Source organism: Bacillus sp. Bos-x628, assembly GCF_040500475.1.
GTDB classification, from domain to species: domain Bacteria; phylum Bacillota; class Bacilli; order Bacillales; family Bacillaceae; genus Bacillus; species Bacillus maqinnsis.
Genome location: NZ_CP159358.1, coordinates 1,773,809 through 1,790,744, shown reverse-complemented (window position 1 = coordinate 1,790,744; position 16,936 = coordinate 1,773,809). Strand labels below are relative to the sequence as shown.

Annotated in this window: 16 protein-coding genes and 2 pseudogenes; 15 read left to right on the top strand and 3 right to left on the bottom strand. The window is 41.4% G+C overall.

Features of this window, described 5'->3' with window-relative positions; all coding sequences use genetic code 11:
• The first annotated feature begins 13 nt into the window (after window positions 1-13).
• The 3 genes from ABVJ71_RS09430 to ABVJ71_RS09420 all read left to right on the top strand — a co-directional run bounded on the left by ABVJ71_RS09430 (window position 14) and on the right by ABVJ71_RS09420 (window position 3,110).
• Window positions 14-1,456: a PTS mannitol transporter subunit IICB gene (locus ABVJ71_RS09430; RefSeq protein ID WP_353853802.1), complete on the top strand. Its 1,443-nt coding sequence runs from the start codon at window positions 14-16 to the stop codon at window positions 1,454-1,456.
• A gap of 96 nt (window positions 1,457-1,552) precedes the next feature.
• A complete protein-coding gene (locus ABVJ71_RS09425; protein ID WP_353853801.1) occupies window positions 1,553-1,987 on the top strand; it encodes a PTS sugar transporter subunit IIA in 435 nt (144 codons plus the stop codon).
• Window position 1,988: 1 nt separating this feature from the next.
• Complete coding sequence (locus tag ABVJ71_RS09420; RefSeq protein WP_353853800.1) at window positions 1,989-3,110, top strand: mannitol-1-phosphate 5-dehydrogenase; 1,122 nt, start codon at window positions 1,989-1,991, stop codon at window positions 3,108-3,110.
• 173 nt (window positions 3,111-3,283) lie between these two features.
• Here the strand turns inward: ABVJ71_RS09420 and ABVJ71_RS09415 are convergent, their stop codons facing one another.
• Together ABVJ71_RS09415 and ABVJ71_RS09410 are read right to left on the bottom strand one after the other, a co-directional pair.
• Window positions 3,284-3,577, bottom strand: coding sequence for a DUF5316 family protein (locus tag ABVJ71_RS09415; protein ID WP_353853799.1), 294 nt, complete (start codon window positions 3,575-3,577; stop codon window positions 3,284-3,286).
• 31 nt (window positions 3,578-3,608) lie between these two features.
• A complete protein-coding gene (locus ABVJ71_RS09410) occupies window positions 3,609-3,986 on the bottom strand; it encodes a VOC family protein (RefSeq protein ID WP_353853798.1) in 378 nt (125 codons plus the stop codon).
• A gap of 185 nt (window positions 3,987-4,171) precedes the next feature.
• On the opposite strand from ABVJ71_RS09410, the gene ABVJ71_RS09405 reads away from it, so the two are divergent.
• The 8 genes and pseudogenes from ABVJ71_RS09405 to ABVJ71_RS09370 all read left to right on the top strand — a co-directional run bounded on the left by ABVJ71_RS09405 (window position 4,172) and on the right by ABVJ71_RS09370 (window position 10,486).
• On the top strand, window positions 4,172-4,438 hold the full coding sequence (locus ABVJ71_RS09405; RefSeq protein ID WP_353853797.1) for an excalibur calcium-binding domain-containing protein: 267 nt from the start codon (window positions 4,172-4,174) through the stop codon (window positions 4,436-4,438).
• Window positions 4,439-4,609: 171 nt separating this feature from the next.
• A complete protein-coding gene (locus ABVJ71_RS09400) occupies window positions 4,610-5,365 on the top strand; it encodes a Cof-type HAD-IIB family hydrolase (RefSeq protein WP_353853796.1) in 756 nt (251 codons plus the stop codon).
• 173 nt (window positions 5,366-5,538) lie between these two features.
• Window positions 5,539-6,297: a 5-oxoprolinase subunit PxpA gene (locus ABVJ71_RS09395; protein ID WP_353853795.1), complete on the top strand. Its 759-nt coding sequence runs from the start codon at window positions 5,539-5,541 to the stop codon at window positions 6,295-6,297.
• Between the two features lie 20 nt (window positions 6,298-6,317).
• On the top strand, window positions 6,318-7,535 hold the full coding sequence (locus ABVJ71_RS09390) for an NRAMP family divalent metal transporter (RefSeq protein WP_353853794.1): 1,218 nt from the start codon (window positions 6,318-6,320) through the stop codon (window positions 7,533-7,535).
• A pseudogene (locus tag ABVJ71_RS09385) lies at window positions 7,510-7,856 on the top strand (DUF1445 domain-containing protein); the annotation flags it as partial. The gene ABVJ71_RS09390 and the pseudogene ABVJ71_RS09385, both read left to right, overlap by 26 nt.
• An 86-nt stretch (window positions 7,857-7,942) precedes the next feature.
• On the top strand, window positions 7,943-8,689 hold the full coding sequence (pxpB, locus tag ABVJ71_RS09380) for a 5-oxoprolinase subunit PxpB (protein WP_353853793.1): 747 nt from the start codon (window positions 7,943-7,945) through the stop codon (window positions 8,687-8,689).
• A complete protein-coding gene (locus ABVJ71_RS09375) occupies window positions 8,686-9,702 on the top strand; it encodes a biotin-dependent carboxyltransferase family protein (RefSeq protein ID WP_353853792.1) in 1,017 nt (338 codons plus the stop codon). Before pxpB ends, ABVJ71_RS09375 begins: the two co-directional genes overlap by 4 nt.
• 14 nt (window positions 9,703-9,716) lie before the next feature.
• Window positions 9,717-10,486: pseudogene (locus tag ABVJ71_RS09370) on the top strand (IclR family transcriptional regulator).
• A gap of 32 nt (window positions 10,487-10,518) precedes the next feature.
• Here the strand turns inward: ABVJ71_RS09370 and ABVJ71_RS09365 are convergent.
• Window positions 10,519-11,154 (bottom strand): FMN-dependent NADH-azoreductase, encoded by a 636-nt coding sequence (locus ABVJ71_RS09365; RefSeq protein WP_353856625.1) that lies wholly within the window; start codon window positions 11,152-11,154, stop codon window positions 10,519-10,521.
• Window positions 11,155-11,558: 404 nt separating this feature from the next.
• On the opposite strand from ABVJ71_RS09365, the gene ABVJ71_RS09360 reads away from it, so the two are divergent.
• From ABVJ71_RS09360 to ABVJ71_RS09345, 4 genes are all read left to right on the top strand, one after another.
• Window positions 11,559-12,185, top strand: coding sequence for a GDSL-type esterase/lipase family protein (locus ABVJ71_RS09360; RefSeq protein ID WP_353853791.1), 627 nt, complete (start codon window positions 11,559-11,561; stop codon window positions 12,183-12,185).
• Between the two features lie 316 nt (window positions 12,186-12,501).
• Window positions 12,502-14,592, top strand: coding sequence for a BglG family transcription antiterminator (locus ABVJ71_RS09355; RefSeq protein WP_353853790.1), 2,091 nt, complete (start codon window positions 12,502-12,504; stop codon window positions 14,590-14,592).
• A gap of 750 nt (window positions 14,593-15,342) precedes the next feature.
• The gene (locus tag ABVJ71_RS09350; protein WP_353853789.1) at window positions 15,343-16,212 is read left to right on the top strand and encodes an SDR family oxidoreductase; all 870 of its coding nucleotides are present in this window, start codon (window positions 15,343-15,345) and stop codon (window positions 16,210-16,212) included.
• A gap of 278 nt (window positions 16,213-16,490) precedes the next feature.
• Window positions 16,491-16,913: a pyridoxamine 5'-phosphate oxidase family protein gene (locus ABVJ71_RS09345; RefSeq protein ID WP_353853788.1), complete on the top strand. Its 423-nt coding sequence runs from the start codon at window positions 16,491-16,493 to the stop codon at window positions 16,911-16,913.
• The last annotated feature ends 23 nt before the right edge of the window (window positions 16,914-16,936 follow it).

Here is a 16,936-nt window from a genome sequence, read left to right as displayed (position 1 = left end):
GGAGTTTTTACAGATGCAGGATAAAAACGGTTTCCGCGTAAAAGTACAGCGCTTTGGAAGCTATTTAAGCGGTATGATTATGCCGAATATTGGTGCGTTTATCGCTTGGGGACTGATTACAGCTTTGTTCATTCCAAGTGGCTACATTCCGAATGAACAATTAAATACTTTGGTTGGACCAATGATCAACTATTTACTGCCATTATTAATCGGTTACACAGGCGGTAAGCTCGTGTATGATCACCGAGGCGGAGTACTCGGTGCAACTGCTACAATTGGGGTTATTGTCGGTTCGGATATTCCAATGTTCTTAGGCGCTATGATCATGGGGCCGCTTGGCGGATATCTTATTAAAAAGATTGATCAACTGTTCAAAGATCGAATCAAGTCAGGCTTTGAAATGCTTGTAAACAACTTTACAGCAGGAATTCTTGGAGCCATCCTTGTCGTCATTGCTTTCTACGGAATTGGTCCAGTGGTACTTGGTCTGAATAAAGTACTTGCCGCTGGTGTGGATGTTATTGTAAATGCACATCTGCTTCCGCTAGCAAGTATCTTCATTGAACCTGCCAAGGTGTTGTTCCTAAACAATGCGATTAATCAAGGAATTTTAAGCCCATTAGGTGTGGAGCAAGCAGCGAAGACAGGTCAGTCGATTCTGTTCTTGCTTGAAACGAACCCAGGGCCAGGTCTAGGTGTGCTACTGGCATATATGTTTTTTGGTAGAGGGAATGCGAAGCAATCTGCACCTGGTGCCATTATCATTCAATTCTTAGGTGGGATTCATGAGATTTACTTTCCGTACATCTTAATGAAGCCAAAGCTCATTTTGGCTGTCATTGCAGGTGGAGCAAGCGGTGTTCTGACCTTTACGTTACTCAATGCAGGCTTAAAGGCTGTGCCATCACCGGGAAGTATTATTGCATTAATGGTCATGTCGCCAAAAGGTGGTCATCTAGCTGTTCTGGCAGGGGTGATTGTAGCAGCCACTGTATCATTCCTAGTCGCTGCTGTTATTTTGAAGTCTTCAAAAGCGGAAGAAGAGGATTTAACAGCTGCAACAGAAAAAATGCAAGACATGAAAGGGAAGAAAAGTGCAGCTGCTGCCGCTTTAACAGCACAAAAGAAAGAAGCTGAAGCAAACGAGCAAGCAGGAGAGCAAAGTGATGTGAAAGCGGAAGAAGTGAACAAAATCATCTTTGCCTGTGATGCGGGGATGGGATCAAGTGCAATGGGCGCTTCCATCTTAAAGAACAAAGTCAAAAAGGCAGGGCTCGATATAGATGTCACCAACACGTCTATCAGCAACATCCCAGATGATGCCGATGTAGTCTTTACACATAAAGATTTAACAGACCGGGCAAAGGCAAAACTGCCAGGAGCGGTTCATATTTCAGTTGATAATTTCTTGAACAGCCCGAAATACGATGAGTTGATAGAGAAATTGAAAAAATAACATGACGAAACGGGTTGAGTTCAATTTTTCCTCATTGAACTCCCCGTTTTGGTTGTTTTCCTGATTTATCATTCTAAAAAAGGTGTGTGATCATTCATGAAACAAGTACTTTCAAAAGATAATATTTTTCTAAACGAACAAGTAAATTCAAAAGACGAAGCCATTAAAAAAGCAGGGGAAGTCCTAGTGGCAAACGGTTATGTGACAAGCGATTATGTCGACAAAATGTTTGAAAGAGAAAACATCTCTTCTACATTTATGGGTAACGGCATTGCGATTCCTCATGGAACAGAGGATGCCAAAGCCGCAGTCCTTCATTCTGGCATTTCAATTATTCAGATTCCAAATGGCGTTGAATATGGAGATGGAAATGTAGCCAAAGTCGTATTTGGTATCGCTGGAAAAAACAACGAACACCTCGATATTCTTTCTCAAATTGCGATTGTATGTTCAGAAGAAGAAAATGTAGAACGTATCATTCATGCAAAAGATAAGGATGAACTAATCGCCATTTTTAACGAGGTGAACTAATATGAAGGCACTTCATTTTGGAGCAGGGAATATTGGCAGAGGATTTATCGGATCTTTATTGAAAAAATCGGGCTTTGAGCTCGTGTTTACAGATGTAAATGAGGCGGTAATCCATGAACTGAATGAAAGAGGAGAATACACAGTTGAGCTCGCAGCACCAGGGCAAAAGCAAGAAGTAGTAGGCCCTGTTTCAGCGATCAATTCCGCACAAAATCCAGCGGCATTAACAGAAGCCATTGCAACAGCCGATTTGATTACAACAGCTGTTGGACCAGCCGTATTGAAGATCATTGCTTCATCTATTGCTGAAGGATTAAAACAAAAAAAGCCTGACCATATCATCAACATTGTTGCGTGTGAAAATATGATTGGGGGCAGCTCTCATTTAAAAGAAGCCGTTTTCTCTCATTTAACAGCAGATGAACAAGAAGCGCTGTCGCGAACAGTTGGTTTTCCAAACGCTGCCGTTGACCGTATTGTTCCTATTCAGCACCATGAGGACATGTTGAAAGTATCGGTTGAGCCATTTTTTGAATGGGTCATTGATGAGACAGGATTTATTGGTGAAGTTCCTCGGATTGACGGAGCAACCTTTGTAAAAGACTTGACGCCGTATATTGAACGCAAGCTGTTCACAGTTAACACAGGACATGCGCTTGCTGCATATGTAGGCTATCAACAAGGAGTCAAGACGATCAAAGAAGCAGTCGATACACCTGAAATTCGACAGATCGTAGAAGGAGCGCTTCATGAAACAGGCAGCTATTTAATCGAAGCCTATGGTTTTCAAAAAGAAGAGCATGATGCGTATATTCAAAAAATCATTAAGCGCTTTGAAAATGCCTTTATTTCAGATGATGTGACCCGCGTGGCACGTTCTCCTCTCAGAAAGCTTGGGGCAGACGACCGCTTAATCGGTCCAGCTAAAAAAATCAAGCATCCTGTGTATTTAATCAAAGGCATTGCAGCGGCTTTGGCATATGACTTTTCAGAAGACGAAGAAGCTGTTCGCTTGCAAGCCTTAAAAAAAGAAAAAGGCATTGAAGGTGTGTTACGTGAGGTCTGTGGGCTCACGCCAAATGACGACCTCTATCAAGCCATTCTCAAAGAGGCGAATCATTAATCAAAAAATCCCTTTCCATTTGCGAAAGGGATTTTTTTTTGGCTTTTCATACTTTTTCCTATGTTGAAGGTATATCTTAAGTGAAAAAGTGAATTCCAACTAGTACGAATATGTTGAGAAATCCAATTCATTATGACAAAAATGGCATATTGCTGCTTCTTTCCATCAAGTGTTTAAATGACAATATATAACATCGCCGCAGTTATATGCGGTAGAGCAAAGAGGATAAGAAGGAGAGCCGTATCCAGCCGCCACGCACGGTGTGCACTCGTTTCAGAATGATATGTCGCTCTTGTTTCTTGTCCATTGAGAAATGCGCCTAGTAACAATCCCGACATCAAGATGCCGATAATGGATATGCCTCCACTAATCATGAAAATCCACTCCTGATGTTGCAAAATAAAAGCAACGATGCTTACAGTAAGCATTGAGCCAGTACCGACGATAAACGCATATTTATTTCTCATCTCTAAACACTCCTTTAAACGATAAATATAATCAGGTAATCGCATCACAAATTTCGATAAAGTGTCCATCTGGATCTGACACATAAGCCACTGTTTGTCCCCATGGCTTCTTTATAGGCTCTTTGATCACTTGTACCCCTGTTTCCTTTAATGCTGCAACCGTTTGATCAACATCATCAACTACAAACCCGATTTCAAACGTTTGAGAGGAGGTATCGATCTCTCGAACAGGTAAACCAAGTGTTTCTCTCACATCTTGACGTGAGTTAATGGATAAAGTCACTTCACCTGTGTCAAATTCAACATAGGATTCAACCCTTAGTTTAATAGGGAAACCAAGTAAATCTTGATAGAAATGAATGCTTGCCTCAACGTCGTTTACATATAAAATGGTATAGTTCATTTTCATATGAAAAGCTCCTCTCTTCATAATACGTGTCAAAAAAAGGGGGTATTTCCCATCTATTTTACCATATAGGATATAAGATATATTTGATTCAAAAAAAACAATATTTTTACCTATATAATCTTGAAAAACAAAAAGTGGTGACATATGATAAAAATGTAAAATTAGAAAAAATAGGGGGTTAAAAAATGTTGAAAAAAATCATGGTGGCTGTACTATCTTTCGGTCTTTTACTCAGCTTTACCCAAGTGGACATTCACACAGCGGATGCGAAGACAGGCAATTACAAGAACTGCAAAGCGCTCAACAAGGTGTATAAAGGCGGCGTAGCGAAAAGCAAAAACACGAGAAACAAAGGCGGGAAAACAAAGTACAAGCCATATGTATCAAAAGCACTTTATGAAAAAAATAAAAGACTCGACCGTGATAAAGACGGGATCGCTTGTGAACGCTAAGAAAAGCTGACAAAGGGCTAAAATGGTTTTTATTCTAACCCTTTGTCAACAATCTGAAAAGACCTGTGACAGGTCTTTTTTTATGGGACAAAACTCGTTCTTTGTGCCATCTCCACCTTTATATTAAAATAAAAGTAGATTTAAAAAAAGATACAAAGTGGGGTACTCAATTTGTCAACACAAACTGATAAGAAAGACATCCGATTGATTGCCATTGACATGGATGGCACGCTGTTAAACAGTGAACACGTCATTCCAGAGGAAAATAAACAAGCGATTCAAGAAGCAGAGGCGAAAGGGGTTCATGTGGTCATTAGCACAGGACGTACGCTAATGACATGCCGAGAGCTTGTGGAGCCGCTCAAACTCTCTTCATATCTGATTACAGCAAACGGCAGTGAAATTTGGGACTCATCTTTTCAACTCATTGAACGTGAGCTTCTGCATCCTGATCATGTTCAGATGATGTGGGATTTAAAAAATACGTACGAAACAGATTACTGGGCTTGCACTGTAGAAAAAGTGTGGAGAGGCGAATTTCCAGAACGAATTCATGACCATGAATGGTTAAAATTTGGTTTTGATATTCATGATGATGACGTTCGAGAACAAGTGTTAAGCAAACTAAAAACAAATAAACACCTAGAGATTACAAATTCAAGTCCAACCAATATTGAAGTGAATGCAGCAGGAATTAACAAAGCGGCTGCTCTTGCAAAGGTAGCGGAACGTATTGGCTGTACGATGGACAACGTAATGTCTCTTGGAGATAGCCTGAATGATATGGCGATGATTAAAGAAGCAGGGTTAGGGATCGCCATGGGGAATGCTCAAGAAGCGGTGAAAGAAGCGGCTGACTGGATCACAGCACCCAATACAGAGCAAGGTGTAGCGAAGGCCATTCATCATTGGGTGTTATCTCAATAGAAAAGGAACAGCGAGCGAGAGGGTCATCACCTCTCGCTTTTTTCAATTCTCCTAGTTCTATTGGTTTGTTTTCTGACAATTTAATGTGTAGTCTATCCAAAGTTGGTATAATCAATATAAAATTCAATATTCGGACTTTGTGTTCCGTTATTCGGAACAATGAGGGGGAGCCTATGTTTCAAGTGGATTTGAACTGTGATTTAGGAGAAAGCTTTGGTCCATACAAGATCGGTGCTGATGAACAAATCCTTGAATATGTCACCTCAGCCAATATAGCCTGCGGGTTTCATGCTGGTGATCCAACGGTCATGAGAAAAACGGTAAGATTGGCTTTGGAAAAAGGGGTACAAATCGGTGCACATCCAGGGTTTCAAGATTTGGTCGGATTTGGAAGACGTCCAATGGCCATCTCACCAGAAGAAGCATACGATCTTGTCATCTATCAAATCGGTGCTTTATCTGCTTTTATAAAGGCAGAAGGAGGAACAATGCAACATGTAAAGCCCCACGGTGCTCTTTATAACATGGCGGCTGAAAATACTGAATTATCTGAATCTATTGCAAAGGCTGTGTATGATGTCGATCCAAAACTTGTATTATTTGGGCTTTCAGGCAGTGAGCTTGCTTTAGCAGGTGAGAGAATAGGTCTTCAAGTGGCACATGAAGTGTTTTCTGATCGAACGTATCAGGCAGATGGAACACTGACTTCTCGCCGTAAGTCAAATGCGCTCATTGAAGAGGATGAAATCGCTGTCCATCAGGTGATTCGTTTGGTGAAAGAAGGTCAGGTTCATACAGTTCAAGGGAAGGATATTAAGTTGAAAGCAGATACGGTTTGCATTCACGGAGACGGCAGCCATGCGCTTCAATTTGCAAAAACCATTACAGCAAAGCTAAAAGAAGCAAATATTCAAATCAAAGCCTTTCAATAATCATCAAAGGGGGAAGCAGCATGAAAGAAGGGAAGCTGAAAGACTTCAAGACATCAAAGGGGAATCGTTCAACGCTGATGGGTGCAGCCTTTTTAATGGCAACATCCGCCATTGGACCAGGGTTTTTAACGCAAACCACTGTGTTTACACAGCAGCTTGCGGCTAGTTTTGGTTTTGTTATTTTAATTTCCATTTTCTTAGATATTTTTGCGCAAACCAATGTATGGAAAATCATTGCCGTGTCGGAAAAACGAGGACAGGATATTGCCAACATGGTGCTTCCGGGTCTCGGTTATATGTTAGCCATCTTCATTGTCATTGGCGGACTTGCCTTTAACATCGGGAACATTGCAGGGGCAGGTCTCGGCTTTCAGGTGATCTTCGGTGTCGACAATCGAATAGGAGCAGGAGTTAGTGCAGTCATTGCCATTCTCATTTTTGTCATCAAAGAAGCGGGAAAAGTGATGGATCGCTTCACACAGATTGCTGGCTTTGTCATGATTGGACTCATGCTCTATGTCGCTATGTCAACAGCGCCTCCTGTAGGAGAAGCCGCAATAAGGACCTTCGTGCCAGAGAGAATAGATATTTTATCCATTGTGACCCTTGTGGGCGGAACGGTTGGCGGTTATATCGTTTTTGCCGGCGGTCATCGCTTGCTGGATGCTGGAATTAAAGGAAAAGCAGCACTACCTCAAGTAACGAAAAGCTCCATCTTCGGTGTCTTGATTACCTCTGTTATGCGTGTCGCACTTTTTCTCGCCACATTAGGGGTTGTGGCAAAGGGCTTGCAGATTGATCCATCCAATCCACCTGCCTCTGTGTTTCAATTAGCTTCAGGAAATGTCGGATATAAAATGTTCGGAATAATTATGTGGGCTGCAGCGATTACTTCTGTCATTGGAGCGGCATATACATCTGTTTCATTCTTTAAAACCTTCTCATCTAAAATTGAAAAAAATCAACGCGGCATGATTATCGGTTTTATTGCCTTGTCCGCTATTTGTTTTATCACCGTCGGAAGACCTGTAAACATTTTGATTTTGGTTGGGGCTATTAATGCATTGATTTTGCCTCTTGCGCTTGGAACATTGCTGATTGCTGCACATAAAAAAGAGATTGTCGGTGATTATCGTCATCCAATCTTTTTGACAGCAACAGGTGCGTTTGTTGTCGTCGTCATGGCCATCATGGGCGGATATACCATCATGAATGAAATTCCAAAACTATGGAGTTGATTCGGGTGAATGTATACAATACAAAACATTTAAGCCAGCACAGATCAGGGAATTGATTCGACAAGGGGAGATCAAAGGACCAACAGCTGGTTATGCAGAAGGTTTTGCTCAAGCCAATATAATGATTGTTAAAAAAGAACATGCCTTCGATTTTCTATTATTTTGTCAACGTCATCCAGCCTCATGTCCTTTACTAGATGTGCTTGACCCAGTGATCCAGTGCCAAGGCGATCAGCACATCAAGCGGATATTCGGACAGATTTTCCGAAGTACCGAATTTACCGAAAAGGGATCCATGAACAAGAGGTGCTTGATATTGCGATCACGCATGCGCCTTGTCATATGTTTATGACAGACCAAAGAGATCAACAGCTTGGAGTGCTGTAAAGAAAGAGAGGTGTCCTCAAGTGTTGCTTTCGAGGATAAAAGAATCCATCACTTTCCACCCACTTGGAGATGCAGCGATCGTCATCCAAGCTGGAAATGACATACGTGAAGATATTCATGAGCGTGTCCAACATATTTTTACGTGTATCGAACAGCATCCCTTTGATGGGTATATTGAAGCTGTTCAGGCCTTTACAAATGTGACGGTTTTTTACGAGCCGTATACAGTTCATCAATCTGCTCATCTCTATCAGAATGACATGTCCCCATATGAATGGGTTAAAGACTATATCAAACAGCTTCTCGAAGACAAATGGCATGAGGGGGTTGAAGTGAGGCGTCGTACGGTCGACATTCCTGTATGTTACGGCGGAGCGTTTGGTCCTGATTTAGAAGAGGTGGCCCGCATCAATGGTTTGACCTCGGAAGAAGTGGTGCGTATCCATACAGCCGGCACTTATCTTGTCTATATGATTGGATTTGCTCCGGGCTTTCCGTTTTTAGGCGGGCTTTCTGATCAGATCGCAGCCCCGCGCAAGGAAACGCCGCGGATGTCCATTCCAAAAGGGTCGGTCGGCATTGCAGGTAAGCAAACAGGCGTTTATCCTATATCTACACCAGGAGGATGGCAGCTCATTGGACAAACCCCACTGTCGTTATTTCGACCAGATCAAGAGAAACCAAGTCTTCTAAAAGCGGGGGATCAAGTTAGATTCGTCCAAATGTCTGAAAAGGAATTTTTCAGCATGAAGGAGGCAGAACGTTGAGTATTCAAGTCATCAAGCCAGGGATGTTTACAACCATTCAAGATACAGGAAGGAAAGGTTATCAGAAGTATGGCGTTTTAACGAGCGGCGGCATGGATCAGCTCTCACTCAGAATCGCCAACATGCTCACCGGAAATCAAGAAAATGAGGCGACGCTGGAAATCACACTGATGGGGTCAGGCCCTGTTTTCACCTGTCAAAAAGATCAACTGATTGCAGTGACTGGCGCTGATGTGGAGATTGACATTAATGGTGAGCCAGCTCCTTTATGGAAGCCGCTTTTTATTCGGTCAGGAAGCACCATCACCTTTGGACCTTGTAAGAGAGGGTGCCGTTCCTATCTTGCTGTGGCAGGCGGTTTCGATGTAGAGCCCGTCATGGAGAGCAAAAGTACGTATGTCAGAGCAGGAATAGGCGGATTGAAAGGACGCCCGCTTGAAAAAGGAGACGTCCTGACCATTGGAGAGCCATCGTCATTGGCGATCAGCCTGTTCAACATGCTAAAAAGTAAAGAAACATATGCGAGATATAGCGCACCAAATTGGACAGTCAACCATTCACATTTCCTGCCGCTACGAAAATCACCAGTGATTCGAGTGCTGGAGGGAAGACATTTTCCACAATTTCAAGAGGCGTCTCGGAGGGTCTTTTTTGAACAACCCTTTCAGGTGACACCACAATCTGATCGCATGGGATGCAGATTGAAGGGAGAACCTATTCGTTTAAAGCAGAAGCTAGAATTGATTTCAGAGGCAGTTGCATTTGGGTCTGTACAGATTCCTCCCGATGGACAGCCCATCATCCTACTGGCAGATCGTCAAACAACAGGCGGATATCCAAGGATTGGTGAGGTGGCGACAGTCGACTTGCACCTCATTGCTCAAGCGATGCCGGGTGCAACACTCCATTTTCAACAAATCGACCGTCATGAAGCAGAGAAAGCATTATTCAATCAAGAAGAGGAACTCAGGGAACTGACCGCTAGAATAAAGCTGGAAGCATTCTCGTTTTAGAAAAGGTGAGAATCATGCAAAACACGAATAAAACCGTTGAGAAATCAATGGAAATCCTTCGGCTGTTTATCACACATGAATAATTATCTTTTGAAATGATTGAACTGTCCCAAATGCCAAAGAATCTGTGCACCTTATGGCAAGCTCGCTAGCCAATATGGGCTTGTTAGAAAAGCATGAATCAGGTGATTACCGATTAGGATTGATGTTACTTGAATATGGTCAGCTTGTAGCCGATCGTCTGGATATCAGGAGAATTGCAAGACCTTTTATGGAAAGCTTGCGTGATGAAGTGGGAGAAGCCGTACAGCTCATTATTCGTGAGGGAGATGAGGCCATCTACGTGGAAAAAATGGAAGGAACGCAGCCGGTTCGACTATACACAGCCGTCGGCAAACGCTCTCCATTATATGCGGGCGCCTGTGCGAGAAGTATCCTTTCATTCTTGCCACAAAAAGAGAGATTGGCTTATATCGATTCAATTGAACTTGAGAAGATTGGCATTGGGACGCTTACAGATAAAGATATCCTGCGAAACATGATAGAAGAATCAAACAAGAGAGGCTATACGATAAGCTATTCAGAGCTCGAAAACTATACAGCAGCGATAGCGGCTCCAATTTTTAATCACCACGGGGAGGTTGCGGCAGGAATGAGCATTGCTGGATTTGAAGCAGGGTATCAAAAGGAACGCCTTCCTTTCTTAATTGAACAAGTGAAAAAAGCAGCGAACGGCATCTCGAGAAAATTAGGTTTTACATCAGAACATATAAACAGCCAATGATCTTTTGATCATTGGCTGTTGTTCACAGTTGATTAGAACGTTTTACCTAAAGCTTTTGCACGTTCGATTGCATCTGCTTTAATTTGTTCTGCTTTTTCAGGCTCAGCACTGTGACCTTCTACAATCAGACCTTCGAATGAAGGAATTCCGAAGAATTTTGCAATAATTCCGAGGTAACGGTGACCTGATTCAAGTTCTGCAGCAGGACCTTCAGAGTAATATCCGCCACGTGCTTGAATGTGAAGTGCTTTTTTGTCTGTTAATAATCCAACAGGACCTTGCTCCGTGTATTTGAATGTTTTACCAGCTACGGCAACTGAGTCGATGTATGCTTTAAGAACTGGTGGGAATGAGAAGTTCCAAAGTGGTGAAACAAATACGTACTTGTCAGCAGATACGAATTGATCGCTTAATTCGTTCAAACGAGCAACCTTCGCTTGCTCTTCAGCAGAAAGTGTATCAAAGCCAGCACCAGATTGAAGCTTGCCCCAGCCTGAGAATACATCTGCATCAATGTGAGGGATGTGTTCTTTGTACAAATCGATATGTACAATTTCATCACTTGGATTTGCTTCCTTATAAGATTCGATAAATGCTTTAGCAGTAGCCATACTGTAAGATGCTGTTTCATCATGCGGATGTGCAGTGATGTATAATACTTTTGCCATCATTCATTCAACCCTTTCTGTTTCGGTGATTTTTTAGTGTATACAAGTGATACACTGAATATGTGGCACCTTTATTCATATTGGAATGGTACGAATAAAGATGTAACAAGCACAGTTACAAAAAACTGATATTTTCATTGTAATCACAAAGTAATTTGAAGTCAAGAAATAAAGCTTTGAAATCAAGATAAAAACCTTGTAAATTTATCTTTTTAAAGAATTATTTGTCATTTTATCCTTAATCTAATTGAACAAAAAAACATCAAAAATCGCAAGTAAAGAGTTTGTAAAAACAAAAAAATATATTTCTGAAAAAAAGAATGAACCTCTAAGTCATTTACTACAAGCATCTGTTCTCACTTTTCGTATATATAAGGGAAGGCAGGAGAGAGTGAGGGATAAAAGTGGGAAGATCCTATGTTGCGATTGGAGATTCTTTAACGGTTGGGGTGGGGGCACGTCTATTTGGCGGGGGTTTTGTCGAGCGGTATGCGGCCATGCTTGAAAAAAGGCTGCATATGCCGATTGAGCTGTCAGTTTTTGCGAAATCAGGCTTAACAACGGATGCCATGTTGCTGTTATTCAAACGAACTGATGTCAGATGTGCAATTGAACAAGCAGACATCATCACCATTACAGGCTGTGGTAACGATCTCGTTCAAGCTGTTCAGCATGAAAAAGAGGGGGTAGATGAAAAGGAATTACTGCTAGCTTCCATGCATTGTCAGGCGAATTTCACCGAGATGATCACTGAAATTGCCCGTATAAAAAGGGGACAAAAGCAACACTATGCTATTTATATATTGAATTTATATAATCCTTTTCCAAACATACCGATAGCAGAGCGCTGGCTTCAGCAATATAACCATCATCTGCGTATACTAGCAGCAAAACCGCATGTGGAGATAGTTGATGTATATCGAGTGTTTAAAGGACATGAAAAAGAGTACTTATCGATTGATCAATTTCATCCGAATCATAAAGGGTATGAAGCAATGGCATCTGCTCTGTTTCAAAGGTCTTCCGAATAGCTGTGATCCAAATGGATCCCAGTTTTTTCATGCTTTCAAAAAAAGTGTTGTTTCGATATGATAAAGGAAACTAGGTCAAAAGAGGTGTGTGTATGGAGGAAATCAAAGCATATGGTCAAGAGATAAAAGGAACAGCTGAAGAAAGATTCAATAGATGAGGGTCCGTCCTTTTGGAAGAATTGTACGACATAAGAAGTGTATTTAATTTTGTCACAGTCATTGTGCCAAAGTATGATCAATTTATAATTGCATGGTTCATTGAAAGCGTTTTAGATTAAAATATGAAAATAGACCTATAAAGCAGAGGGGGCATTTCATGTACATAACGGCACGAGAACAGAAAGTCATTAAATATATGATTCAGCAAAATCGTTATGTCACGATTCGTGAGATAGCCGATTCTGTGCAGGTGAGTACAAGAACGATTCACAGGGAATTAAAATCTATCAAACCAATCTTGAAACATTACAACCTTTCACTTGATAAACAGCCAGGGAAGGGTTTGAAGGCGGTTGGGGAACAGGAGGATAAACAGCGCCTTCTTTCTCATATCTCAAATGAGGATCAGATCGAATATAGTTCTGATGAACGGAAGCTACTGATCCTATGCGCACTGCTTGAAGCAAAGGAGCCGGTGAAATTATACACGTTAGCAACTGATCTCCAAGTGACAAATGCTACAATCAGCTATGATTTAGATGAACTGACAGACTGGATTGCCCCCTATGGCCTGCTGCTAATCCGAAAGCGCGGATATGGTATTGAATTAAAAGGTCCAGAGGAAGCAAAACGGAAAATTGTCGGCAACCTCATTGTCGATCGGCTCGACATTCAATTATTTTTAGAAACTATTGAAATGAATATCAAACATCGAACGAAAGCGACGGAAAAGGTATTTGGTGTTGTCAGCAGAGGACAGTTATTAAAGGTAGAAAGACTGTTATTTCATTTGAAAAGTCGACTTTCCCTCTCATTGTCTGATCGTGCGTATATTGCGCTGGTCGTTCATTTGACCTATGCAATTGAACGAATTCAGATAGGGGAAACCATTCGGATGGAAGAAGAAGAGCTGCTTGAATTAAAGCGGACGAAAGAATTTGAATCGTCACAACGGATTGCTAGAGCACTTGAACGCATGTTTAATGTTGAGATACCCGAAGCAGAAGTCGGTTATATGACCATTCACTTGCGCAGTGCAAACCGCAGCTTTAAGGCAGAATATCGCATTGATGAGATCGAGCTCGATATTGCTTTAAGAACGAAGAAGCTCATTGATTTTATTTCAAATAAAACAGGATATCATTTAAATGAAAATGATTCATTATATGAAGGACTTGTTGCTCACCTTGAACCAGCCATGAATCGTCTAAAGGAAAAGATGAGCATTTATAACCCGCTCAAGCAGCAAATCAAAAAAGATTATTTTTTGCTATTCATGGCAATTGAAGAGGGAGTTGAGCGTTTCTTTCCGGAAACAGAATTTCCAGAAGATGAAATTGCATTTATTGTGCTTCATTTTGGATCTGTATTAGAAATCAAAAAAGAAGAAACGAAGATTCATGCATTGGTTGTTTGCTCAAGCGGTATTGGCTCTTCTAAAATGCTTGCATCACGTTTGAAAAAAGAATTACCGAAGATCGCTAAATTCGACCTTTCCTCCTTAATGGAATTAAAAGAAATCGACGCCACCCGCTATGACATGATTGTGTCGACTGTCCCTATTCCCTATGAGCATATTGATTATATCATGGTCAGCCCGCTCTTAAATGAGGACGATGCCACGCGGGTAAAGGCGTATATTAAACAAAAAATCCCTTATATCATAGAGAAAAAAAGACCAAAAGAAGCCGTGAAAGAAAACATTCCGGAAACCATTGATATGATGGCGCTGACGGAGGAGATGATGAACTATATGTCCGTCATTCGCAGTATTTTGTCCCATTTTACGATTGAGAAACGGAAGACAATGCAGCATCATAAGGCGACCATTCAACATATTTTGTCTCAGATTGAAATGCAGGGATTTCTTGAACGAGCGGATGATGTGGCTGCTCGGTTAATAGAGCGCGAACAGCAAGGTGGTTTAGGTATTCCTAGTACCCAGTTTGCCCTCTTTCATTTAAAACACGATTTCATCAAGGAGCCTATATTCCAAATCTATGATTTGGATCAGGCGTACGAAGTGAAAAGCATGGATGGCAAGCAACAGATGATGTCACGTATGCTTATGATGCTGGCACCGCTAAATCTCGGTAAAGAAGGCTCTGAAATGTTTAGTCTGATCAGTTCATCCATTATTGAAAGTGAAGAGAGTATGGCACTGTATGAGCATGGAACAAAGGAAGAAATTGAACAAAAATTAAACCAGCTCTTCTATCAATTTGTCAAAGATGCAAAGTGGTCATGAAAAAGCCGAGATGCTTCATCGCTTCTCGGCTTTTTTTAGTGACGCAGACAGCGAGTGTTAGGCGAAATTCCTTGTATGTAAAGGATAAATGAGCAAAACCTGCAAATTGCAGGTCATTGAGTATTTCTTCGCCATCTCTTTTGTTCGATTGACGTCATCACAATGACGATTTTCCCGCCCAGCTTTAGTGTGTGATCAAGGTTCAATAAGCCCGCTTTCGGTTCATCCTAAAGGGTGTCGTTATTGACAGAAAGCTCTTTGTCATATTGTTGAGAAGTTAGGCGTGTTCTTTCAATTTTCCCAACATACAGGCGGACATGCTCGTTTTTAAACTTCGAGTACGTGCCTGCTCTTGCATTGTTGAAGAGTTATCCAGTCCATCATAATAGAGGTGTTCGTAATGCTTGAGCATATATTTCATACTGTATCCGGGACCTTAGCCAATCTCTAACATGCTTTCACCATGATCAAAATCTCAGTGGCAAATGACCCACTGGTTCAATGCTTTATTTTCGATTGCCATAATATACCCTGCAATGGTTCTAGACCAGCCTTTTGGTCTCTTAAATGCTTTCAAAATGGTTGACAGCATATGAAAATGCCCCTTTTTTATGATGATGTAACCAATCACACTGCGATTCAAACGTCGTAATTTGTAAAACAAATCACACCGAACTTTCAAGTCATGTTTGAGTGAAAAATTCAAGTGGTAATGAAAGGATACATCAAAAATGAAGGAGGAGCTTACACATGGACTTACGCAATTTTTTAACAAATGGCATCCCGCGCCAAACACAGGAACAGCAACCAGGTCATGAACGGAAAATGAATCCTGTGCCGATCTTTGAGGATGAATCGTATCAAGGATCTGGCAAACTAAAAGGGAAAGTAGCGCTGATTACAGGCGGAGATAGTGGAATCGGGCGTGCGGTTTCAGTTGCTTATGCAAAAGAAGGAGCCCATGTCGCCATAGTTTATTTAAATGAACATGAGGATGCAGACGATACGAAAAAGCGTGTAGAGCAAGAAGGAGTAAAATGCTTAACGATTGCTGGCGATGTCGGAGATGAATCTTTTTGCGAGGAAGCGGTGGAAAAAACCGTTGAGACGTTTGGGCAATTAGATATTTTAGTGAACAATGCGGCTGAACAGCATCCGCAAGAACGTATTCAAGATATTTCAAGTGAACAGCTTCATCAAACCTTTAGAACCAACTTTTACTCCTATTTTTATTTTACGAAAAAGGCACTCGATTATTTAAAACCAGGTAGTACAATCATTAATACTACATCTATTAATCCTTATCGAGGAAATGCGGTGTTAATAGATTACACAGCGTCAAAAGGAGCCATTAATGGGTTTACCCGCTCAATGGCTCAGTCACTTGTAAAAGAAGGTATTCGAGTAAACGGTGTGGCTCCTGGTCCAATTTGGACGCCGCTGATTCCATCTACGTTTGACGAAGACAGTGTGGAACGCTTTGGGGCAGAAACCCCAATGGGAAGACCAGGACAGCCTGTTGAGCATGTCGGATGCTTTGTTTTACTCGCATCAGACGAATCTTCTTATATGACAGGACAGACGCTTCACGTCAATGGCGGGTCCTTTATGAATACATGAAAACAAGTAGCACCGCCCAACTTTTATTTTGGGCGGTGTTATCTAGTATTTCTTTCGGTTCTTTTTCACAGATGTGACAGAAAACACAATAATGCAAGCAATAGCTGCCGCAATGACAAGTGTAACCAAATGAAAGATGATGCATGTTCCCGTCTCCCTCCATTAGATGGTATTTATATAGAATCAAGTCTCTTTAGATGAAAAACACATTTCATTGTTTAATGATGGGGTTGTCGTGGAAACCTAACAGTAAGGATGATGTGAAGGAGTGAATGTAAATGTCACAAGAGGAATTAAAGCAAAAGGTGCTCGAACTATTAGATGAGCAAAAGGTCGGAACACTGGCGACGGTTGAACAGGAAAAGCCGCATACCCGCTATATGACCTTTTTTCATGAAGGATTGACGTTATATACACCAACGAGTAAAGAAACACATAAAACGGACGAAATTGAAAAAAATCCAAATGTCCATATTTTAATTGGATACACAGGTGAAGGTTTCGGTGACACATATGCAGAAATCGCAGGTACCGCAACATTAACCGATGATCCAGAACTGATCGACCGCCTTTGGTCAAAGGAAATGGAGAAATGGTTTAAAGGAAAAGACGATCCGAGCCTTGTCATCCTGAAGATTGACCCAACGTCAATCCGTTTGATGAATGAGGGAAGTCAAACACCGGCGGAATTATCAATATAAGACTTGCACACTTGGGGGAAATA